This window comes from Bacteroides sp. BFG-606 (assembly GCF_024788145.1).
In the GTDB taxonomy this organism is placed as follows: Bacteria; Bacteroidota; Bacteroidia; order Bacteroidales; family Bacteroidaceae; genus Bacteroides; species Bacteroides vicugnae.
The window spans coordinates 4,196,598-4,219,805 of record NZ_JANUIL010000001.1; the positions used below are offsets into that span (position 1 = coordinate 4,196,598).

Annotated in this window: 19 protein-coding genes and 1 pseudogene; 13 read left to right on the plus strand and 7 right to left on the minus strand. The window is 42.7% G+C overall.

Annotated features, from left to right (window positions below):
* Window positions 1–48: 48 nt before the first annotated feature.
* The 7 genes and pseudogenes from NXV01_RS15705 to NXV01_RS15735 all read right to left on the minus strand — a co-directional run bounded on the left by NXV01_RS15705 (window position 49) and on the right by NXV01_RS15735 (window position 9,095).
* Window positions 49–1,191 carry a glycosyltransferase family 1 protein gene (locus tag NXV01_RS15705; protein ID WP_259022842.1) on the minus strand — a complete coding sequence of 381 codons (1,143 nt, stop codon included), beginning with the start codon at window positions 1,189–1,191 and terminating at the stop codon, window positions 49–51.
* Between the two features lie 110 nt (window positions 1,192–1,301).
* Window positions 1,302–2,495 (minus strand): glycosyltransferase family 2 protein, encoded by a 1,194-nt coding sequence (locus NXV01_RS15710; RefSeq protein ID WP_148367266.1) that lies wholly within the window; start codon window positions 2,493–2,495, stop codon window positions 1,302–1,304.
* 27 nt (window positions 2,496–2,522) lie between these two features.
* On the minus strand, window positions 2,523–3,449 hold the full coding sequence (locus NXV01_RS15715) for a glycosyltransferase family 2 protein (protein WP_259022844.1): 927 nt from the start codon (window positions 3,447–3,449) through the stop codon (window positions 2,523–2,525).
* A complete protein-coding gene (locus NXV01_RS15720) occupies window positions 3,446–4,756 on the minus strand; it encodes an O-antigen ligase (RefSeq protein ID WP_259022845.1) in 1,311 nt (436 codons plus the stop codon). Before NXV01_RS15720 ends, NXV01_RS15715 begins: the two co-directional genes overlap by 4 nt.
* Window positions 4,746–6,971 (minus strand): hypothetical protein, encoded by a 2,226-nt coding sequence (locus NXV01_RS15725; protein ID WP_148367259.1) that lies wholly within the window; start codon window positions 6,969–6,971, stop codon window positions 4,746–4,748. The genes NXV01_RS15720 and NXV01_RS15725 overlap by 11 nt, the downstream gene beginning before the upstream one ends.
* A gap of 11 nt (window positions 6,972–6,982) precedes the next feature.
* A complete protein-coding gene (locus tag NXV01_RS15730; RefSeq protein ID WP_148367258.1) occupies window positions 6,983–7,729 on the minus strand; it encodes a TolC family protein in 747 nt (248 codons plus the stop codon).
* A gap of 137 nt (window positions 7,730–7,866) precedes the next feature.
* Window positions 7,867–9,095: pseudogene (locus NXV01_RS15735) on the minus strand (BamA/TamA family outer membrane protein).
* Between the two features lie 218 nt (window positions 9,096–9,313).
* Between NXV01_RS15735 and NXV01_RS15740 the strand changes: the two are divergent.
* The 13 genes from NXV01_RS15740 to NXV01_RS15800 all read left to right on the plus strand — a co-directional run bounded on the left by NXV01_RS15740 (window position 9,314) and on the right by NXV01_RS15800 (window position 23,190).
* Window positions 9,314–10,714 carry a C1 family peptidase gene (locus tag NXV01_RS15740; RefSeq protein WP_148367256.1) on the plus strand — a complete coding sequence of 467 codons (1,401 nt, stop codon included), beginning with the start codon at window positions 9,314–9,316 and terminating at the stop codon, window positions 10,712–10,714.
* A 204-nt stretch (window positions 10,715–10,918) separates the two neighbouring features.
* A complete protein-coding gene (locus NXV01_RS15745) occupies window positions 10,919–12,268 on the plus strand; it encodes a Na(+)-translocating NADH-quinone reductase subunit A (RefSeq protein WP_008999400.1) in 1,350 nt (449 codons plus the stop codon).
* A gap of 121 nt (window positions 12,269–12,389) precedes the next feature.
* The gene (locus tag NXV01_RS15750) at window positions 12,390–13,562 is read left to right on the plus strand and encodes an NADH:ubiquinone reductase (Na(+)-transporting) subunit B (protein ID WP_004306321.1); all 1,173 of its coding nucleotides are present in this window, start codon (window positions 12,390–12,392) and stop codon (window positions 13,560–13,562) included.
* 13 nt (window positions 13,563–13,575) lie between these two features.
* Entirely contained in the window at window positions 13,576–14,250 is a 675-nt protein-coding gene (locus tag NXV01_RS15755) for a Na(+)-translocating NADH-quinone reductase subunit C (protein ID WP_148367254.1), read from the plus strand.
* Between the two features lie 21 nt (window positions 14,251–14,271).
* Window positions 14,272–14,913, plus strand: a complete 642-nt coding sequence (locus NXV01_RS15760) for an NADH:ubiquinone reductase (Na(+)-transporting) subunit D (RefSeq protein WP_148367252.1) — start codon at window positions 14,272–14,274, stop codon at window positions 14,911–14,913.
* 30 nt (window positions 14,914–14,943) lie between these two features.
* Complete coding sequence (gene nqrE / locus NXV01_RS15765) at window positions 14,944–15,570, plus strand: NADH:ubiquinone reductase (Na(+)-transporting) subunit E (RefSeq protein WP_148367250.1); 627 nt, start codon at window positions 14,944–14,946, stop codon at window positions 15,568–15,570.
* A gap of 18 nt (window positions 15,571–15,588) precedes the next feature.
* A complete protein-coding gene (gene nqrF, locus NXV01_RS15770) occupies window positions 15,589–16,863 on the plus strand; it encodes an NADH:ubiquinone reductase (Na(+)-transporting) subunit F (RefSeq protein ID WP_148367248.1) in 1,275 nt (424 codons plus the stop codon).
* A gap of 247 nt (window positions 16,864–17,110) precedes the next feature.
* Window positions 17,111–17,290: a hypothetical protein gene (locus tag NXV01_RS15775; RefSeq protein ID WP_148367246.1), complete on the plus strand. Its 180-nt coding sequence runs from the start codon at window positions 17,111–17,113 to the stop codon at window positions 17,288–17,290.
* A gap of 4 nt (window positions 17,291–17,294) precedes the next feature.
* Window positions 17,295–18,623 (plus strand): DEAD/DEAH box helicase, encoded by a 1,329-nt coding sequence (locus NXV01_RS15780; protein ID WP_259022846.1) that lies wholly within the window; start codon window positions 17,295–17,297, stop codon window positions 18,621–18,623.
* Between the two features lie 205 nt (window positions 18,624–18,828).
* Window positions 18,829–19,896 (plus strand): 3-phosphoserine/phosphohydroxythreonine transaminase, encoded by a 1,068-nt coding sequence (serC, locus tag NXV01_RS15785; protein ID WP_099145780.1) that lies wholly within the window; start codon window positions 18,829–18,831, stop codon window positions 19,894–19,896.
* A 98-nt stretch (window positions 19,897–19,994) separates the two neighbouring features.
* Complete coding sequence (locus NXV01_RS15790) at window positions 19,995–20,915, plus strand: NAD(P)-dependent oxidoreductase (protein WP_259022847.1); 921 nt, start codon at window positions 19,995–19,997, stop codon at window positions 20,913–20,915.
* Between the two features lie 162 nt (window positions 20,916–21,077).
* Window positions 21,078–22,325 (plus strand): DUF1015 domain-containing protein, encoded by a 1,248-nt coding sequence (locus NXV01_RS15795; protein WP_148367242.1) that lies wholly within the window; start codon window positions 21,078–21,080, stop codon window positions 22,323–22,325.
* Window positions 22,326–22,572: 247 nt separating this feature from the next.
* Entirely contained in the window at window positions 22,573–23,190 is a 618-nt protein-coding gene (locus tag NXV01_RS15800; RefSeq protein WP_259022848.1) for a YigZ family protein, read from the plus strand.
* Window positions 23,191–23,208: the final 18 nt, after the last annotated feature.

Sequence of the window (23,208 nt, forward strand, 5' to 3'; positions counted from 1 at the left end):
CAAGTCTTTTCTCGTTTTATCGTTTCTTAGGTTATCTTACAGTGAGTCTTACTTAGACACGGGGCATATGTTTGATAAAGAAAGTTCCTTATATATATTCAATAACGATTCTGCTGTGTTTCTCCACGAAAACATCTGGCTGCGTTTAAGCCCGTATTCTACTTGTTGCTGGTAGAATGTCTCATCATTTTCTAGTTTCAAAATTTTTGCCGTGATATCTTCGGGACTGAATGGATCAACCAATAAAGCCCCATCGCCTGCAATTTCGGGCATTGCTGAAGTATTTCCTGCAATGATTGGTGTTCCGCAAGCCATCGCCTCCAGCATCGGGATACCGAAACTTTCGCGAAGTGAGGGATATAGAAATGCGAATGCACCACCGTAGAGCGCTGCAAGGTCTGTATTCGCAATGTATCCGGGGAAGCGGAGATAACTTTTGATATCCATCATCTTTTCTTCTTCCAATATCCGGTCAATGGCATCTTCTTTAAGGTCGGCAATAAGTAATGGTAACTTCTTTGTTGATTTTTTCAAATATTCGCTGTACGCTTTCAGTACTCTCGGAGTATTCTTTTTCGGATCCGTGTTTCCCAGGGAAAACAGATATTCGTCTGCATCGATATATTTCCGGGTAATTTCCGGAGCTTTGGGCTGCAAATGGAAATGGCTGTTGAAACCGTTATATACAGACACTAATTGCTTTTCCGGCAGATGTAACGCTTCAAGAATCCGTTTCCGTTCGAACTGCGAAACGGTAATAATTTTCTCACACTTGGGGAGTATGCGCGGAACGACTAACCGGCGATAATGCCATCCCATCTCCTGATACCACGACAGGCTGGACGACTGGCGCTTTTCCAGATAGATTATATCGTGCAATGTTAGAACCAGAGGCACAGGGCAATGCAGAGGAGCCGTGTTGCTGGTGCAATGCAGCAAGTCGGGCCTGATGCTTTTTACTGCACGCGGCAGGGCTACCTGTTCCCACAATGGATAAGTAGGGCATTTTAGCTCGATGATATGTAGGTTGTCGGAACTTTCCAGACACTTGTCTTCACCGGGACTGACAAAGATGAAGTATTCATTTTCATGATCCATTTTTTGTAGTTCCCGAATTGTTTCAAGAGCGACAAAATCCATTCCATGCTTGTTGGGGCGGAAAATACGCTGGGCTTCAATGGCTATTTTCATATTCTTTCTTTTTTAGTGGTGGGGATGTTTTTCTCTTTTATATAAGTTTTTTGTTTCTAGGGAGTCTCATTTCTTTATAAATATTCTCCTGTTTCTCAAGAAAATTTTCTTTAAGAATGGTTTTCTCCATGTTCTGTATGGATAAACTTCTTATAAGCTCCTTTCAACTTGAACAAATTGCCGATGGTAGTGAGCGCCAGCATCGGGATTTTTATGACCGCTTTACCCAATTGTTTGTTAAGCAGATTTCCTGGTATGGGCAATATCATCGCTACTATCTGGGCTATGGATAATATCCACCATTTTATGGCTATCATCCATTCGTTTCCGGAATCGCCTTTCAGACTTGACCAGATACCGATGGCTGTGAAAATGAATGTCAGTCCGAAAACACCTGCCATTTGGATCAGTCTCGGAGGAAGCATCCACTGAATTATCTTGTCGCAGTAGTCAATGTTACCTTGGCGGATTGCTTTCTGTAATCCGGAAAATGAACTGCGGAGAATGCCGAATTGGGCAGCTATCCAGCGTTTTCTCTGATTGCTGATGGCTTCTTCTTTCTGCGTTTTTTCGTCATAGATTGGAATTTCCGGTAAGTAGGTGGTGTGAATGCGTTGTTGCAGAAGAAGTACTTCTAGTTCTTTGTCTTCGCCTGCTGTTTCAAGAAGTCGGACGTTTTGTCGGAACCAGTCGGCTTCAAAAGCCATTCCTGAACCGGATAATGCAGCTGAAAGTCCTAGTGCGTTGTGTCCGCTGCGGAAGATGCCATTATTGATTTCTTCGCTGATGCCATCCAGAACAGAAATGTCTGTATTCAGATTTTTGCCGGTCCGGTGGGCTTGTATGCACCGCACACCGCTATCGAATGCACGGTTTACCTCTGTCAGGAAGTTCGGGGAAGTCAGATTATCAGCGTCCATGATAACTACTACATCGTAGGGTATTCCGTCGATGGCATCCATTGCCATTGTCAGTGCTTTGGCTTTGGAGCTGTCTTTATAGTCGGCTATCAGCAGTCGGATAGGCAAGGAGCGTAAGAGTTCGTTGGTGGCAGACTGCATTTGGTCAGAGATAACGATGATATCAAACATCTCTTTCGGATACTCCTGTCCCAGGAAGCTGCGTACGGAAGAGACGATCACCCGGTCTTCCTTATAAGCCGGGAAGAGTACGACGAAACGTCGGAGGGTACGGGCTTCTGAAAATTGAGGTGCCCGGTAGAACTTGGAAGCAATGGCGTATAGCAACAGATAACATACGCAAAGCGCGAAAAGTACAAAAAGAATCCAATCGACGATATTCATAGTAGTTGGAATTTATGACACAACGTTTTATTTATCAGGTGAGACAATGCTCTTTTTATCGGATGACGGGCGAAAAAGTCCGGAGTTTATTCCATAAAATATGGCTGCCGCCAGGTCGAAACGACCTTTGAGTATGAAAGCCAGACTATTCTTTGTAGCAGCCACGGTGCTCTGATAAACAATGGAGGCGATGCGGTTGAACCCTTTCAGATTGCGTCGGGCATAGAACAGACGGTTGCGTGTCAGATAATAAGTACGCAATTTACTAAGTTGTCCAGTGCTCTGGCTTTCTTTATGAAAAATGGTGCAGCGAGGATCGTACCATAGCTTATATCCGGCACGGGTCATGCTTGTGCTCCAGTCTAGTTCTTCATAGTAGAGAAAAAATATCTCGGGCATCATTCCTGCTTTTTCAATGACTTCCCGTTTGAGCATCATGGCTGCCCCATGCAGGTAAGGGGTAGAGTGGGGAGTGTCGAATGTTCCGTCGTCCGGACAATCGAAGCCCAGCATGTTATTGCGTAGCGTGATTCGTGACAAAGGGGTGAAGCCGGCAAACTGTATGTGTTGCGGTGGAAATGCAAAGCGTATCTTGGGAGATACACCTCCTATTTCCGGACGACTTTCTAATCGTTCTATTAAGCATGCGATGTTGTCGGATTCGATGTAGGTGTCATTATTGATAAGGAATATATATTTGCCTTTTGCTGCCCGGATGCCGATATTGTTTCCGCCGGAAAAACCACTGTTCTCATTGCTGCGGATAGCGACAACGGTGGGATACAGGTGGCGTATTTTAGCTGCTTCGTTTTCGTGTGAAGCATTGTCTACGACTATGATTTCATAACTTACAGAATGTACTTTTTTCTGTAGTGATTCTATCAGTTCGCATGTGTCTTTGAATCCATTGTAGCAGATTGTGATAAATGATATGTCTGGAATATTGTTTGTCATATTTGTTCGTCAGTCTTTTGAGTGGATACTAGTTCTTTTTCTTTCTCTTCTTCACTGATGCGCTTGTCTATATGAGGAGCGGCAAAACAGAGTGCGAATCCTATATATACAGTCAGTGGATTGGGATATTGCATTACGTCGTTGACATAGGCCGCAATGAAATAACCGGCATCCATACAAAGCCAGGCTGCCACTAATCCGCGCAAGCTCTTATTGCGTACTTTAAACATCAGTAGCCATGAGCACCAAGCGAATAGAATGCTATGTATACCCAGATAGAGAATGAGTCCGACAATTCCTGTTTCTATCCATACACCGACTAACCATGAATCTGGAGGATAGGGCATTTGTTCTTTCGGTTCGAAATTTCCGGTTGAAAGCCCAACACCATATCCGATAGGCTTCTTTGCCATCAATTCTTTCATTCGCATCCTGTTTTCGACACGTACGAGGTATGAAGCATCTTCGGTTGGATGGAAAGAGGAACGCATTTTGTGAATGTATTGGTTTCCGCTCCCGATGTTGGTATAATAGAAAAATGCGAAAACGCTGATAGATATGAATATACCTCCCAATAATGCTTTCCAATTCTTTGCTATGACGGTTATCATCAGCATGCCACCCATAAGGACGCCCATGGCAGAGCGGGTTCCGGAGATTCCCATTCCATAAATGCCGCAAAAAGCAATAAAAAGGAAGTAGATGCGTTTCCATCTGGAGTCAACAAAGAATGAGGCAATGGCAAAGGTCACAGCAGACATGGCGGCATGAACGCCGTAATTGGCTGCATCAGAGAAACAAGAGAAATAACGAATGCCTGACCAGATAATGTGAGTACGTGCACCTCCCACTACATGTAAGAAATAAAGGTCTTTAGAACTGAACCCATGATTCTTCTGCCAATAACCTTTTAGGGTGAATATCAAAACAAATATTGACCATATAATTAATAGTAGTTCAATGTCTTTCTTGGTACGCATTACGATCGGAACGACGAATGCACATATCAAGGGGATGAGAGCATAAGGAGTGAGGTTAATATTCCAAGCTGCCATCACATTGTTTGGATTCAGTATCTCCAGTATATAATACAATAACCAGACAATGAATAAATAGGACATTATATTTTGTCCGAGTTTCCAGTTAGTGCGCTCGTCATTGCTGAGTTGTATCAGACAGATCGTAGTAAACAATAAGATAAGCACCATTGAGAATAATCCTATCTTGATGTTTACGAACATACTTGCCGCGATTAGTGCGAACTGTGCGGCAAGCAGGAGGTGGAAAGCGGTTACCTTATTCGTCATCGTCCTCGTCTTCTGCTTCTTTGGCTTTTCTTCTGAGATTGAATATGATTTTTTCTGTTAATGATAACTGACTGAGACGATAGCCGATTCTGCGCAGCAATGTATGGGGTGGAAGTTGTCCTGTAAAGTCCTCTACTGCTTCACGGTTCGCATTTGTGAGGCATATACGGAATGGAACATCCGTCTTACCCAGTTGCTGTGTGAGTTGTTCGCAAAGTTGCTTGTCAATAGTTTTCCAGCCACGGTCTGCCGAAGCCACTAGGATATTGGCGTTGGCGTCATGTAGCAGAGCACTTGGAATATTGCTGGTCGACAATGGTGGATAAGCAACTATCAGCACATCTTCTCCTTGCAAAGTGTAAAAGTCTGTAACACTCTTGGCTAGTAGAAATTGGGTCGAGTCTGTATTGAAATCTACTTCGTAGGTGATAAATCTGGTATTTAACATCCGGCTTTGCATATATCCGCAGATCAAATTTCCCAATTCTTCTTCTCCGGAATTGTCACTGGTGCTGAAAAGGTTGATGATGAACACGCCGGGAGACTTGCGCTTAGTCAGGAAGCGAAGTAGTGAATTGCTTAATTCTTTTACGGAAAGCTGAACATAAGTCTTGGTCAGACCTCCATAGCGAGAGGGACTTGTATTGGGAATAGCGCCTATTACCTTAAATCCGGTGACTCGCTTGGTACGGCTGGAATCTCGTAAAGTCCTGTCAAGCATTTCGACTAGTAACAATAAAGCGACTATGATGAGAAAACTGACAGCACAAGCAGCTATAACAATCTGTTTCCGATTGGTTGAGTTGGACGAAATCGGATAAGTTGGTTCGTTGAGTACTTTCAAAGTGGCAGAAGTCATTTCTAGATTTTTCTTTCTCAGTAAGGCTTCATTATAACTTTGAAGTACAGTGAGATAGTTGCGTTCGGTGAAATTTATCATACGCTCTTTTTGCTTGATGGTAGTACCTACTGGTGCGAAAAAGACATATCGGTCATTCAATTCATTACGTGCATTCTGTACAATCTGTAATTCAGCTTTGGCTTTCTCGTATAGTAGAGTTTGTTCCAACCATTGGTCGATGATATTGGTTCGTGAGGCACCCTCTTTGGTATATTTATGACCGATATAGGAGGATGTTAAGTCATTTAATTCTTGCTTGACTTCAGAGAGCCGTTTCTTTTCATTTACCAAGGTCTGATCGTCTGTTTTTTGGGAAACAGTCATCGCTTCGGCCTCCGATATTCTACCAGTAATGTTGGAAGCTTCTCGCAGTTTGTCTACAAATTCCATGTTCTTGAGCACCTGTTTTGCATTACTGTCCATATGCTTCTCTAGTTCTTCAAGCATGGATTTACTACTATTAAAAGCAAAAAGTGCATCCTGCTCTCTTAGCTCGTATTCTTTGCTGATGGCAGCTATTTCCTTGGTCTCGTCAAGGTAGTTGATGATGCGTTTCTCTACATTATACTTCGTTAGGTCTTCTTCTTCTAAGTTTAGTTTCTTTCCGATGCGCTTCAACTCTTCTTCAAAGTATTTGATTACTTTGTCCGTCTCTCCATAACGAATGCGACGATATTCTTCTACAAATTCGTCCATTAGAATACTCACTGTATTGTAGACGATGCCCGGATCACCGGATGAATAGCTGATATCCAACAAATCACTAGTCAATCGACGCTGTACTTTGATGTTTTTCAGGGCATTATAGCTATAAAAGGGGTGATTGTAGTAAAATAGTCCATAGATATAGTTATCTTTATGCGGACGCATATATTTTTCCAGATTAGCTACTGTCTTATCTTCACTCGACTTGTCGATTAGTTTTAGAATTTCAGCCCCATTCGGACTATTTTTCAAGTGATTGTAAGTATAGTTATAGCTTGAAGCAGTAATACCGTTATTTTCTTTATCTGGGTTTCCCTGAATAAGAATTCGCGCAAATAACCGTAGACATACTCTCTTCAACGTACTTTCGGCCTGCATGATGCTGATCAAATTGTCCATTGAGTTTTGTACTGTTGCCCAGTCTGTACGTTTATCACTCTCTAGATTATAACCAGAAGCTACCCCTGTATATAATGTAGCTTTTACATCATATCCTCCTTGCATATGCCGTGTGTAGTAAATAACCAGCAATGTGAAGAAAGCGGTTCCTATCAATATCAGCCAACGATGGCGAAATAGGGTTCGTATGATAGAAATGATATAGTTCATATCTTAGTCTTTTATTTTCGTATGATGGGAGTGCGTGAAATAACTTCGAGTATCATTAAACTCTTTGTTAATTCGAACTTGCTATTCTCATATGCCTCACGGGCTTGAGATTGTCTTTCCTTATCTGTAGATAAATCGGTAGATTCAATAGTCCCATTGGCAAAGTTCTTTTCAGAAATCTCGTATTGCACATTAGCTAGCACCAAACTTTCACTTCTCATTTGAAGAACTTTCATCTGCGAAGTTGCCATTGTGTACATTTCAATAATACTTTTTTTGATTTCGTCATACTTCATTTCTCGTTCTAGTTCTGCACTCCGGAGCGTAAGCTTTTGGCGGCTAACTCGTCCTTTGAGGTCGAATAAATCGTTCAATGGAATACTTAAACCTGCACCTACCGTGTAACCATTCTGTGCCTGGGTGGAGTAGGTGAGGTATGGAGCGACTGCCACGTCCGTAAAAGTGGACTCATTGCCGAACATTCCATATTGATAGCTTCCCCGTAAACTGAAGAAACCTAGAAATGACCATTTCTCTTTTTGGAGTAATTTGCGCTCGATTCTCGCTTTTACGTCCGCCATCTCATAAATAGGGCTGTTCTTGGCGTTTTCGAATAAAACGGATAGTGGGGGGAGAATTATTTTACTATAATCTTCTTCATTTAGTTGAGAATAGTCAGACACTTCTTGTGCAACTACACGGGTGGTAGAGATGAATAGAAGTAATAGCCCCGAAAAAAAACATATAAATTGCTTCATAAAAAAATCCTATTATTTGCTCTTGCTGTGTTATAGCTTGCGCAAATATAAGGATTAATTTCATTTATGTACAGTCTTTTATTATCTATTTTGCAATCTTGCGTGTAAATTGTGCACAGATCGTTGCTAAAATGGTATTAGAAGGCTTCTGTCATGTTGAAGTAGAACAGATTCTGCTTGTTCACCATGTCCCTTCCGAAGTCGAGACGTACATTCATACGGGGTTGAACTTCAATGCGTAATCCCAGTCCGAGGTTGGGAAGCACACCTTCTATCTTGCCCGGAGTGGGGCCCATGAATCCGCATCCTCCCCAGGCTACATATCCTATATGACTTAACATCTTTTTCACCCAAGTGCTTTTGTCCGTATTTATCATCTGGCGGTATTCGGCCATCAGGACATGCGAGGACTTGTCGCGAAACTGTCCCATGTAGTAACCGCGAAGATCGAAGGGGGTTCCGCTAAGTACATATTTTGTTAGGGGCACATTTCCGAATGCGTTTTTGCTTTGCACTGTCCAGGCTATCACCTTGCGGCGGCCTACTGTTTTGTATTGACGATAGTCGATTTCCAAACGGTAAAAGTTATTATCGCTTCCGAATACTTTATTATACATCATTCCCCGGAAGTCGAGGTAGGTTCCGTTATATGCATTTGCGGGAATATCACGTGTGTCATACGTCAGCAGGAAACCGAGTCCGGAGCTGAAATTTTCGTATCCGCTTTCTGTACCTCCTGCCGCCATATACGAGGGTTCATTAACCATTCCGGCAGCCGGCCTGGTAATTTTATCATAGTTCAAATCGACTTGGGGACCTGCAAAAATGTTGCTTTCTCCCAGACGGAACAGGAACCAGGGGTTTACTTGGATGCCGCTGTAACGGTATTCGCTGGTATCTTCTCCACGTTCATAATCTTTATTAGTGGAATAGCCGATGCCATAAAAGTTCTCAATCGTATTTTTATAAGAAAAAGTTCCGAAGATACGGAAGCGGTCTCCTTTAAAAAAAGTTGTGGTTTTGTCATCAAGTTCAGCCCACCTTTGAACATCAAGGCAATGGCCACTGGCACTACCGAACGTCGTTGGGTGGTATCACTCGGATTCATCCGGAACGTCATCAAGGCACTACCGCCTACCAATACACCGAAGTCCGGTGTGTAGCTGGGACCACCTAATATGTTATAGTGCAAATTTCGTTTTGCTACACGCTGGCGGCGCAACTCGCGCTTTGAAAGGGCAGGAATGGTATCTGACGGGATGTCTTCAATATCTACATCGCTCTTTACTGCCGTACTGTTAGCCGCGGCTGACATCATATTGATGGATGGAAGCATCATCAATATTCCTATTATATATTTCTTCATAATTTCTCTGTGAGGAATTTGACTGCAAAGAAAACTCTTTTATTCCAATTAGTTTTGATATTCTTAGATAATAAATCTAAAAAAGAATCGTATTTTTGCGGAATATGATGTTTTCCGATATGCTGATAAATAAAATCGCATGATTTAATCTCATACATTCAAACTGTATTTATTAGTGTATCATGATCCGTCAGCCTATTAATTAATTACTTATATCAATGAATAAACAGATTTTATCAATTTTTGTTTTCTGTGCTTTTTCTTATTCTACACAAGCGCAAGAAGTGAAAGGTGGCATCAGCGACTCCATGATGCAACAAATCAAGCAGAGTTACGCAAACACTCCTGCCGACAAGGCTATCCGCAACGCTATCGGCAGCAACGACATCCGTAAACTGGCTCTCAACCAGGATAACCTGAAGGGGATGGATACACATTTCTCCATCAAAGTGCCTTCCAAAGGTATTACCGATCAGAAATCTTCCGGTCGTTGCTGGCTTTTCACTGGTCTGAATGTGATGCGTGCCAAAGCGATTGCCAAGCATAACCTCGGCTCGTTCGAATTCTCGCAAACTTATCCTTTCTTCTTCGATCAGCTGGAGAAAGCTAATCTCTTTCTACAAGGTATTATCGACACCAGCAGTAAGCCGATGGACGATAAAATGGTGGAATGGCTCTTCCGCAATCCTTTGAGTGACGGTGGAACATTCACCGGTGTAGCCGATATCGTCAGTAAATACGGGCTTGTTCCCAAAGATGTGATGCCGGAAACCAATAGCAGTGAAAATACCTCCCGCATGGCAGGTCTGATCGCCCTGAAACTTCGTGAGCAGGGGCTTCAACTCCGTGATCTCGCTGCGCAAGGTGCCAAACCTGCTGCCCTTGAGAAAACAAAAACAGAAATGTTGAGCACCATCTATCGCATGTTAGTGCTGAATCTCGGTGTTCCTCCCACTGAATTTACCTGGACTGAATACAACGCTAAAGGCGAGCCTGTATCTACCGAAACTTACACTCCGCTTTCTTTCCTGAAGAAGTATGGTGACGAAAAACTGATTGACAATTATGTCATGTTAATGAACGATCCGAGCCGTGAATATTATAAATGTTATGAGATAGACTACGACCGCCACCGTTACGACGGCAAAAACTGGACGTATGTCAATCTCCCCATCGAGGACATCAAAGAAATGGCTATTTCTTCTCTCAGGGATAGCACAATGATGTATTTTTCTTGCGATGTAGGTAAATTCCTAAACTCCGATCGTGGTTTACTGGATGTCAAAAACTACGATTACGAATCCCTTATGGGTACTTCTTTTGGCATGAACAAGAAGCAACGCATCCAAAGTTTCGCCAGTGGCTCCAGTCACGCCATGACTCTTATGGCCGTCGATCTTGACAAAAACGGAAAACCGACGAAATGGATGGTTGAAAATAGTTGGGGAGCAACCTCCGGTTATCAAGGACATCTCATCATGACGGATGACTGGTTTGATGAATATATGTTCCGTCTGGTAGTAGAAACGAAATACGCATCGAAAAAAGCACTTGAGGTGTTGAAACAGAAGCCTATTCGACTTCCTGCCTGGGACCCTATGTTTGCCGGAGAGGAATAACCACTTTGCATAGACCTGTATGCCGCGAGGTCTCCAATTTTTCTTTGGTTCTTTCTTTTGCTTCAAAGAGGCAAAAGAAAGAACGTGCACGAACACGAAAGGAATTACGGATATTTTTCCGTAATTCCTTTCTTTTTTCCTCCCGAATCCCAATCTTATTTATTACTTTTGCGGCAAATTTATGAAACCATTATTTTATCTAGCATGGCAAATGTAATAAAGTTACGTAAAGGCCTTGACATAAACCTGAAAGGTAAAGCTGCTGAAACGTACGCAACAGTAAAAGAACCGGGGTTCTACGCACTCGTACCCGATGACTTTCCTGGAGTGACGCCTAAGGTAGTCGTGAAAGAGCAGGAGTATGTAATGGCTGGTGGACCCTTGTTTATCGACAAGTATCATCCTGAAGTGAAATTTGTTTCGCCGGTGAGCGGCGTGGTGACGAGTGTTGAACGTGGTGCTCGTCGTAAGGTGTTGAACATCGTAGTGGAAGCTGCTGCAGAGCAGGACTATGAAGATTTTGGAAAAAAGAATGTTGCTTCGATGGATGCTGAAGCTGTGAAAACCGCTTTGTTGGAAGCCGGACTTTTCGCGTTTATCAAACAGCGCCCTTATGACATCATTGCTGATCCGACGGTCACTCCGAAAGGAATCTTTGTATCCGCATTCGACACTAATCCGTTAGCTCCGGATTTTGAGTTTGCCCTCAAAGGTGAAGAAACAAACTTCCAGACAGGACTTGATGCTCTTGCCAAACTGGCAAAAACCTATCTGAATATCAGTGTGAAACAGAACGCTGCTGCACTGACACAGGCTAAGAATGTTACAATCACCGCTTTCGACGGACCGAACCCTGCGGGTAATGTAGGTGTTCAGATAAACCATCTCGACCCCGTATCCAAGGGAGAAACGGTATGGACTATTGATCCGCAAGCCGTAATCTTCATTGGCCGCCTTTTCAATACAGGTCGTGTAGATTTCACCCGTACAATAGCTGTGACAGGTTCCGAAGTGTTGAAACCTGCATACTGCAAACTCCGGGTAGGCGCATTGCTCACCAACGTGTTTGCCGGTAATGTAACAAAAGACAAAGACTTACGCTATATCAGCGGTAATGTGCTGACAGGAAAGCAAGTATCTCCGAACGGATTCTTGGGAGCATTCCACAGCCAACTGACTGTGATCCCCGAAGGTGACGACATTCACGAAATGCTCGGATGGATCATGCCGCGCTTCAACCAGTTCAGTGCCAACCATTCTTATTTCAGCTGGTTGATGGGTAAGAAGGAATATACGCTGGATGCCCGCATCAAAGGTGGCGAACGTCACATGATTATGTCGGGTGAATACGATAGGGTATTCCCGATGGATATCCTGCCCGAATATCTGATTAAAGCAATCATCGCCGGTGACATCGACCGTATGGAAGCACTTGGCATCTATGAAGTGGCTCCTGAAGATTTCGCTCTTTGCGAATTCGTCTGCTCTTCGAAGATGGAACTGCAACGCATCGTTCGTGCCGGACTTGATATGCTCCGTTCGGAAATGGCATAGGAGAATTAAGAATTAAAAATTAAAAATTAAAAAATGATAGTTGAGACTTTATGAAATTGTCTTCTGGTAAACACAGCGTAGCTATTTCTCAATTCTCAATTTTCAATTCTCAATTTAATAAATGAAAGCGTTAAGAAATTATCTCGATAAGATAAAGCCGAACTTTGAAGAGGGCGGCAAATTCCACGCATTCCAGTCGGTGTTTGACGGCTTCGAAACATTCCTGTTCGTGCCCAACAAGACTGCGAAAACGGGAACGCACATACATGACGCAATTGATAGCAAGCGCATCATGTCGATTGTGGTTATTTCGTTGGTACCGGCTTTGCTGTTCGGTATGTATAACGTAGGTTACCAGCATTTCACTCACACGGGTGCTACTGGCAGCTTTATCGAAATGTTTGCATACGGATTCCTGGCAGTACTGCCTAAAATTATCGTATCTTATGTAGTAGGTTTGGGTATTGAGTTCGTGGTAGCTCAATGGAAGAAAGAAGAAATACAGGAAGGATTCCTCGTTTCCGGTATTTTGATCCCGATGATCGTTCCGGTTGACTGTCCGCTGTGGATTCTTGCCGTAGCTACTGCATTCTCTGTTATCTTTGCAAAAGAAGTATTCGGTGGTACAGGTATGAACGTATTCAACGTTGCGTTGATTACGCGTGCATTCCTGTTTTTCGCATATCCGACTAAGATGTCCGGTGATGCCGTTTGGGTATCAGGCGACAGCATTTTCGGTCTGGGACAAAGCGTAGACGGACTTACCGTTGCCACTCCGCTGGGACAAGCTGCTACATCTGGTAGTGTTCCTGCATTCAACATGGATATGATTACAGGTCTGATTCCGGGTTCTATCGGTGAAACCAGCGTGATCGCTATTCTGATTGGTGCGGTTATCTTGCTTTGGACAGGCGTTGCTAGTTGGAAGACAATGATTTCCGTATTTGTCGGTGGTGCATTTATGGCATGGGTATTCAACTCAATCGGCATGGAAAACAACACAATGGCTCAAATGCCTTGGTACGAACACCTCGTTCTCGGTGGTTTCTGCTTCGGTGCCGTATTTATGGCTACTGACCCTGTGACTTCCGCTCGTACGGAAAGAGGTAAATATATCTTCGGATTCCTGATCGGTGTGATGGCTATCGTTATCCGCGTACTGAATCCGGGTTATCCGGAAGGTATGATGCTTGCCATCCTGCTGATGAACATCTTCGCTCCGCTGATCGACTACTGTGTAGTACAGGGTAACATCAGCCGTCGCGAAAAACGCGCTATCAAGTCTAACCAATAAATACCGAAAGAAAATGAATACGAATAGTAATAGTTATACTATCATTTATGCTTCGGTAATGGTTATTATCGTAGCATTCCTGCTGGCATTCGTTAGTTCTTCATTGAAATCTACACAAGATAAGAATGTGCAGTTGGACACTAAGAAACAGATACTCGCTGCATTGAACATTAAAAATGTGGAAGATGCGGATGCTGAATATAAGAAATATGTGAAAGGGGACATGCTGATGAACGTAGACGGTACGCTGACTGAAAATACAGGTGAATTTGCTACCAACTACGAGAAAGAAGCGAAAGAACAACAACGTCTGCACGTGTTTGTATGCGAAGTGGACGGTCAGACCAAATATGTGGTTCCTGTTTATGGTGCCGGTCTTTGGGGAGCTATCTGGGGATATGTTGCACTGAACGAGGATAAAGATACCGTTTACGGTACTTATTTCTCACACGCTAGTGAAACTCCGGGTTTGGGTGCTGAAATTGCAACCGAACATTTCCAGAATGAATTCGTTGGAAAGAAGACTTTGGAGGATGGCTCTATTGCTCTTGGAGTTGTGAAGAATGGCAAGGTGGAAAAACCTGAATATCAGGTGGACGGTATCTCTGGTGGTACAATCACTTCTGTAGGTGTAGATGCCATGCTGAAGACTTGCCTGAATAGTTACTTGAGTTTTTTAACTAAATAATAAGGAGGAGAAAGATAGAATATGGGACAACTGTTTTCAAAGAGAAATAAAGAAGTATTCTCTGCTCCGTTGGGAATTGATAACCCGGTAACCGTACAGGTGCTCGGTATCTGTTCTGCACTTGCTGTCACTGCAAAACTGGAGCCTGCTATTGTAATGGGACTTTCAGTAACAGTGATTACTGCATTTGCTAACGTCGTTATTTCATTGTTGCGCAAAACCATTCCTAACCGTATCCGTATTATCGTTCAGTTGGTAGTGGTAGCCGCTTTGGTAACTATTGTAAGTGAAGTTCTGAAAGCGTATGCTTATGATGTAAGTGTTCAGCTTTCTGTATATGTAGGTTTGATTATCACTAACTGTATCCTGATGGGGCGTCTGGAAGCATTTGCCATGCAGAATGGTCCTTGGGAGTCTTTCTTGGACGGTGTAGGTAATGGTTTGGGATATGCCAAAATTTTGATAATCGTCGCTTTCTTCCGCGAACTGCTTGGCTCGGGAACATTGCTCGGTTTCAATATCCTGAACTATGAGCCTATCCGGAATATCGGATACGTAAATAACGGTTTGATGTTGATGCCGCCGATGGCATTGATTATCGTAGCTTGCATTATATGGTATCAACGTGCACGTCACAAAGAACTGCAAGAAGAAAGTAATTAATTCTTCATTCTTAATTCTTAATTAAAAGATATGGAACATTTATTAAGTTTATTCGTCCGCTCTATCTTTGTGGACAATATGATATTCGCATTCTTCCTGGGTATGTGCTCATACCTGGCTGTTTCGAAGAATGTGAAGACTGCCGTAGGACTGGGTATTGCTGTGACTTTCGTGTTACTGGTAACGCTTCCGGTGAACTACTTGTTGCAAACCAAAGTGCTGGCTGCTAATGCTATCATTGAAGGTGTCGACCTTAGTTTCTTGAGCTTTATTCTTTTCATTGCCGTTATTGCCGGTATCGTGCAGTTGGTGGAGATGGTGGTAGAGCGTTTCAGTCCGTCGCTGTATGCTTCACTGGGTATCTTCCTGCCGTTGATTGCCGTTAACTGTGCTATCATGGGTGCTTCTCTGTTTATGCAGCAACGTATCAATCTCGCTCCAAGCGATCCGAAATACATTGGAGATATCTGGGATGCTCTCTCTTATGCATTGGGTTCCGGTATCGGTTGGTTACTGGCTATCGTAGGTCTGGCTGCTATCCGCGAGAAAATGGCTTACTCTGACGTACCTGCTCCGTTGAAAGGATTGGGGATCACATTTATCACAGTAGGTCTGATGGCAATCGCATTTATGTGTTTCTCTGGTTTGAACATCTAAAAAGAAAGGAATAAGACAATGGATATGAATTTAATATTAGCGAGCATTGGGGTATTCCTTGTGGTTATTCTGTTGCTTGTTGTAATCTTGTTGGTTGCCAAGAATTTCTTGGTGCCATCAGGAGACGTGAAACTGACAATCAACGGCGAAAAGGAATTGGAAGTGGCTTCCGGTTCTACTTTGCTCAATACGCTGTCTGTAAACGGAGTATTTCTGTCATCTGCTTGTGGTGGTAAGGGTTCTTGCGGACAGTGCAAATGCCAGGTACTCGAAGGTGGTGGAGAAATCCTGCCTTCTGAAGTTCCTCACTTCAGCCGTAAACAGCAACAAGACCACTGGCGTCTGGGCTGTCAGGTGAAAGTGAAAAGTGATATGGCTATCAAGATCGACGAATCTATCTTGGGTGTGAAGGAGTGGGAGTGCGAAGTAATCTCCAACAAGAACGTGGCTACGTTTATCAAAGAGTTTATCGTTGCTTTGCCTAAAGGCGAACACATGGACTTTATCCCGGGCTCTTACGCACAAATCAAGATTCCTAAATTCTCAATGGATTATGACAAGGACATTGATAAAAAATTGATCGGTGACGAATATCTGCCTGCATGGGAGAAATTCGGTTTGATGGGACTGAAATGTAAGAATGACGAAGAAACAATTCGTGCTTACTCTATGGCCAACTATCCTGCCGAAGGTGACCGTATCATGTTGACAGTACGTATCGCTACTCCGCCGTTCAAACCGAAAGAACAGGGTCCTGGATTTATGGACGTAATGCCGGGTATCGCTTCTTCTTATATTTTTACCCTGAAACCAGGTGATAAGGTAATAATGAGCGGTCCTTACGGAGACTTCCACCCGATTCTGGATTCTAACAAGGAAATGATGTGGATTGGTGGTGGTGCCGGTATGGCTCCGTTGCGTGCACAAATCATGCACTTGACCAAGACGCTGCACGTTACTGATCGTAAGATGTCATACTTCTACGGTGCTCGTGCATTGAATGAAGTGTTCTATCTGGAAGATTTCCTGCAGATCGAAAAGGATTTCCCGAACTTTACTTTCCATCTGGCACTCGACCGTCCGGATCCTGCTGCTGATGCTGCAGGCGTGAAGTATACTCCGGGATTCGTTCACAACGTAATCTACGAAACTTACCTGAAGAATCACGAAGCTCCTGAAGATATTGAATACTATATGTGTGGTCCTGGCCCGATGTCGAAAGCTGTTGAGAAGATGCTTGACGATCTTGGCGTTCCGGCACAGAACCTGATGTTCGATAACTTCGGAGGATAATTCGCGGAAGAGAACAATCGGTCGGTAAAATGACCGGAAAGAATATATAAAACAGAGCGGGAAATCTGAAAAGCAGTAGTGCTTCTTGGATTTCCCGCTTCTTTTTTAGGGTATTCCATGATGTCTTTCCGCTATGTTTTCTATCTATTTTATGTCTGTTTAAAAGATAGTTCTCCTTTTTTATCTGTACTTATCTATTATATTCGTATATTTGGCTACACAATAGAATTTTTAAACACAATAGGTTATGGAATATCATCGTATATCTTTCATCCACAATGATACAGAGTATTCATTTGTTAAAGCAATGAGTTCGAACTTAACGGGATATGCATTAGTAACAGCTTGTAGGACAGAAGTAACCATTTACATGAAAGAGAACAACCTGAAAGGTTATTATATATTGACCGGCATGGCTAAAGTTTAATTGTATGAAAAATGAAATTATACAGTCGGCTCTCCGCAATTTGAAGGTTAAAGAGCTGAATCCGATGCAGGAAGCATCACTTGAACAAGCTACCGGAAGAAAAGACGTTATACTGTTGTCACCGACAGGATCGGGCAAGACATTGGCCTATCTGTTGCCTTTGCTTCTTACCCTAAAACCGAATGATGACAGCGTGCAGGTGCTGATTCTGGTTCCTTCACGTGAGTTGGCATTACAAATTGACTCTGTGTTCAAAGCAATGGGGACTCCCTGGAAAACCTGTTGTTGTTATGGTGGACATCCTATCGCTGAAGAAAAGAAGAGTATAGTGGGTAATCATCCTGCTATCATCATCGGTACTCCGGGACGTATCACCGACCATCTGTCGAAAGGAAATTTCAATCCTGAAACCATTGAGACTTTAATTATCGATGAATTTGACAAATCTTTGGAGTTTGGTTTCCATGATGAAATGGCAGAGATTATCACGCAGCTTCCGGGATTAAAAAAACGTATATTACTTTCGGCTACCGATGCTGAAGAGATTCCTGAATTTACAGGATTGAACCGCACGGTGAAGTTGGATTTTCTTTCGGACGCTTCTGAAGAACAGGGGGCCCGTTTGAAACTGATGAAGGTACTTTCTCCTTCCAAAGATAAGATTGATACTTTATATAATCTGCTTTGTACATTGGGAAGCAGTTCGAGCATCGTATTCTGTAATCATCGGGATGCAGTGGATCGTGTGCATCAGTTATTGGCGGATAAAAAACAGTCTGCAGAACGTTTCCATGGTGGTATGGAACAGCCGGACCGCGAACGTGCGCTCTACAAATTCCGTAACGGCAGTTGTCATGTGTTGATTTCTACCGATTTGGCTGCCCGTGGACTGGATATTCCGGAGGTGGGACATATTGTTCATTATCATTTGCCGGTGAATGAAGAAGCTTTTACGCACCGCAATGGACGAACAGCACGTTGGGATGCTACCGGAACGTCCTATCTGATTTTGCATGCCGAAGAGAAACTTCCTCCTTATATTCCGGAAGATATGGAAACAGTAGTGTTACCTGAAAATCCTCCCCGTCCTCCGAAATCGGTTTGGGCTACCATTTATATAGGTAAAGGAAAAAAGGAGAAACTTAGCCGGATGGATATTGCCGGATTCTTATATAAAAAAGGAAATCTGACCCGCGAAGATGTCGGAGCGATTGACGTCAAAGAGCATTATGCTTTCGTTGCTATTCGCCGGGCTAAGGTGAAGCAGCTCTTGAATCTGATTCAGGGGGAGAAAATCAAAGGAATGAAGACTATTATAGAAGAAGCGAAGTAAAGATCTTTTCTGTAAGATACCTTACTTGACATCTATGGATAACAAAATGGTGTATATATCCTGTATAAACCAATAAAAAGAAAGGGAAATCTGCTTTAAAACAGTATTTTTATAAGGAAAGATTTGTGCAGCGGAAATAAATTCGTAAATTCGCAAGGTCAAAAGACAAAAGTAACGAAATTGTTAAACCAAAAACAAACTTCAAATGAAAAAGCATAATTTCAATGCAGGACCTTCCATTCTTCCGCGTGAGGTGATAGAGGATACAGCGAAGGCTATTTTAGATTTCAACGGCTCTGGTCTCTCTTTGATGGAAATCAGCCACCGCGCCAAAGACTTCCAACCTGTGGTTGACGAAGCAGAGGCATTATTCAAGGAATTACTCAATATCCCCGAAGGCTATTCGGTACTGTTCTTGGGCGGAGGTGCTAGTATGGAGTTCTGCATGGTTCCTTATAACTTCCTCGAAAAAAAGGCTGCATACCTGAACACTGGTGTATGGGCAAAGAAAGCAATGAAAGAAGCTAAAGGGTTTGGTGAAGTTGTAGAAGTTGCTTCCTCTGCTGAAGCTACATATACTTATATCCCCAAAGATTATACAATCCCAACAGACGCAGATTATTTCCACATCACGACTAACAACACAATTTACGGTACAGAATTGAAGAAAGACCTCGATTCTCCAGTTCCGATGATTGCCGATATGTCTTCTGATATTTTCTCACGTCCGATCGACGTTTCTAAATATATCTGTATTTATGGTGGTGCACAAAAGAATCTGGCTCCTGCAGGTGTTACATTCGTTATCGTTAAGAATGACGCTGTAGGTAAGGTTTCCCGTTACATCCCGTCAATGCTGAACTATCAGACACACATTGATAACGGTTCTATGTTCAATACTCCTCCGGTAGTGCCTATCTATGCTGCATTGTTGAACCTGCGCTGGATCAAAGCACAGGGTGGTGTGAAAGAAATGGAACGTCGTGCCATCGAAAAGGCTGATATGCTGTATGCTGAAATCGATCGTAACAAAATGTTTGTTGGTACTGCTGCCAAAGAAGACCGTTCACGCATGAATATCTGTTTCGTAATGGCTCCTGAATACAAGGAATTTGAAGCAGACTTCTTAAAGTTTGCTACTGAAAGAGGCATGGTAGGTATCAAAGGACACCGTTCTGTAGGTGGTTTCCGTGCATCTTGCTACAATGCTCTGCCGAAAGAAAGCGTACAGGCTTTGATCGACTGCATGCAGGAATTTGAAAAACTTCATTAATAATATTTTCACCACAGATTACACAGACGGACGCAGATTTTTTAATTCTGTGAGAATCTGGGTTATCTGTGGTGAGTCTTTATAAACAGAATTAGATTATGAAAGTACTTGTAGCTACTGAAAAACCGTTTGCTAAAGTTGCAGTAGATGGTATCCGTAAAGAAATAGAAGCAGTTGGATTTGAGCTTGCTTTACTTGAGAAATATACTGATAAGGCTCAATTGCTGGATGCAGTAAAAGATGCTAATGCTATCATTATCCGTAGCGATATTGTTGATGCAGAGGTGCTGGATGCTGCTAAAGAATTGAAAATCGTAGTCCGTGCCGGTGCAGGATATGACAACGTTGACCTGGCTGCTGCCACTGCTCACAATGTATGTGTGATGAATACTCCGGGACAGAACTCTAATGCTGTTGCCGAACTTGCTTTGGGTATGATGGTATATGCTGTCCGTAACTTCTATAACGGAACTTCCGGTACGGAATTGATGGGCAAGAAATTGGGTATTCATGCTTATGGAAACGTAGGTCGCAATGTAGCTCGTGTTGCCAAAGGTTTCGGAATGGAAGTGTATGCTTATGATGCATTTTGTCCGAAAGAAGTAATCGAAAAAGATGGTGTGAAAGCACTTGATTCTGCAGAAGAATTGTATAAGACTTGCCAGGTGGTATCTCTTCATATTCCGGCAACTGCCGAAACAAAGAACTCTATCAATTATGCTCTGTTGAAAGATATGCCGAAAGGTGCTATGTTGGTAAACACTGCCCGTAAGGAAGTGATTAATGAAGCAGAACTGATTAAATTGATGGAAGATCGTGCAGACTTCAAATATATCACAGATATCATGCCTGCTGCTAACGCAGAGTTTGCAGAAAAGTTTGCCGGACGTTATTTCTCAACTCCCAAGAAGATGGGGGCTCAAACTGCTGAAGCAAATATCAATGCCGGTATTGCTGCCGCTCAACAAATTGTTGGCTTCTTGAAAGATGGTTGCGAGAAATTTAGAGTAAACAAATAAGATTCTGAATAAGTCAGCCGGATTTTTTAGGATAACTATGGTAGTATCTGAATAAAAACAATCCGTTGCAGAATGTCTTTTTTAGAAATAAGTAGTATATTTGAGCCACAGATTTTCAAGAAGTCTGTGGCTTTAATTTTTTACATATAAAATACTAATATCATGGCAATAATCAAACCTTTCAAGGGCATTCGTCCTCCGCAAGACCTCGTAGAACAGGTCGCTTCACGTCCTTATGATGTATTGAATTCTGAAGAAGCCCGCGCAGAAGCGGAAGGTAACGAGAAGTCTCTTTATCATATTATTAAACCGGAAATAGATTTCCCTGTTGGTACGGATGAACATGACGAACAGGTGTATGCTAAAGCTGCCGAGAATTTCCAACTGTTTCAGGACAAAGGTTGGTTGGTGCAGGATAAGATGGAAAACTATTATATCTATGCCCAGACGATGAACGGGAAAACACAATATGGGTTGGTAGTCGGTGCTTATGTCCCGGATTATATGAACGGGGTTATCAAGAAGCATGAGCTTACCCGTCGTGACAAGGAAGAGGATCGTATGAAACATGTACGTGTGAACAACGCTAATATTGAACCTGTTTTCTTTGCTTATCCTGACAATGAGAAGTTGGATGTTATTATAAAGAAATATACAGCAAATAAGCCGGTTTATGACTTTATCGCTCCGGGTGATGGTTTTGGACATACTTTCTGGATTGTCGACCAGGAGGCAGATATTGCTGCAATTACTGCCGAATTTGCTAAAATGCCTGCCCTTTATATTGCTGACGGGCATCACCGTTCTGCCGCTGCTGCATTGGTGGGAGCAGAGAAAGCAAAACTGAATCCAAATCATCGCGGTGATGAAGAATATAATTACTTTATGGCTGTTTGCTTCCCGGCAAATCAGTTGACCATTATTGATTACAACCGTGTGGTGAAAGATCTTAATGGTTTGACTCCTGAACAATTCTTGGCTGCACTTGATAAAAACTTTGTAGTAGAAGAAAAAGGCGCGGACATCTATAAACCGTCCGGCTTGCATAATTTTTCACTCTATTTGGGTGGTAAATGGTATAGCTTGACCGCTAAGGCCGGTACGTATAATGATAACGACCCTATTGGGGTGCTTGATGTTACAATCTCTTCCAACCTGATTTTGGATGAAATTTTAGGCATAAAGGATCTGCGTTCTGATAAACGTATTGATTTTGTAGGTGGTATCCGTGGATTGGGAGAGCTCAAGAAACGTGTGGATAGTGGTGAAATGAAAGTGGCTTTGGCTCTCTATCCTGTATCTATGAAACAGTTGATGGATATTGCAGATACAGGCAATATTATGCCGCCGAAGACTACTTGGTTTGAACCGAAACTCCGTTCAGGGCTGGTGATTCATAAGTTAGATTAAGAAATATCTGTTATGCGAAAATCATTGTTGACGGGAATTATATCAGATGTGACGCTTGATTGATGTAGAAAAAATAGTGACGGGATATGCCCGGGATAGTGACGGTATCGTTGTGGTATACCGTCACTATTTTTATTGGATAGCGTCACTATTTTCAATCCCTCCAACTACCTGTCATTGATAAGTGGAACATTAATATTTCCAAACGATAGATTGACTTTTCTTATTAAAGCCGTATCTTTGCAACATGACTGCTGAAGATACTTATAAAACCATCATTGAGCCTTCCGAAGGTATTTATACGGAAAAACGAAGCAAGTTCATTGCTATAGCCCTTCCTGTGCGTACTCTCGATGAGATAAAGATGCATCTTGAAACGTATCAGAAAAAGTATTATGATGCACGGCATGTATGCTATGCTTATATGTTGGGAGCTGCACGAAAGGATTTCCGTGCCAATGATAATGGAGAACCTTCCGGAACAGCGGGTAAACCCATTCTCGGACAGATAAACTCGAATGAACTGACGGATATACTGATTATAGTAGTCCGTTATTTTGGAGGAATCAAATTGGGAACGAGCGGATTGATCGTTGCTTACAAGGCTGCTGCTGCTGAAGCTATTGCTGCCGCTACCATTATAGAAAAGACGGTAGATGAGGAGGTGACGGTAATGTTTGAATATCCTTTTATGAACGATGTTATGCGCATTGTGAAAGAAGAAGAACCGGAGATTCTTAATCAGTCGTATGATATGGATTGTAGCATGACATTGCGGATTCGTCGTTCGATGATGTCTAAGTTGCGTGCACGTTTGGAGAAGGTGGAGACAGCGCGGATTCTTGATGATGAGAATATTTTGTAGGTAAAGTATTAGAGTGGT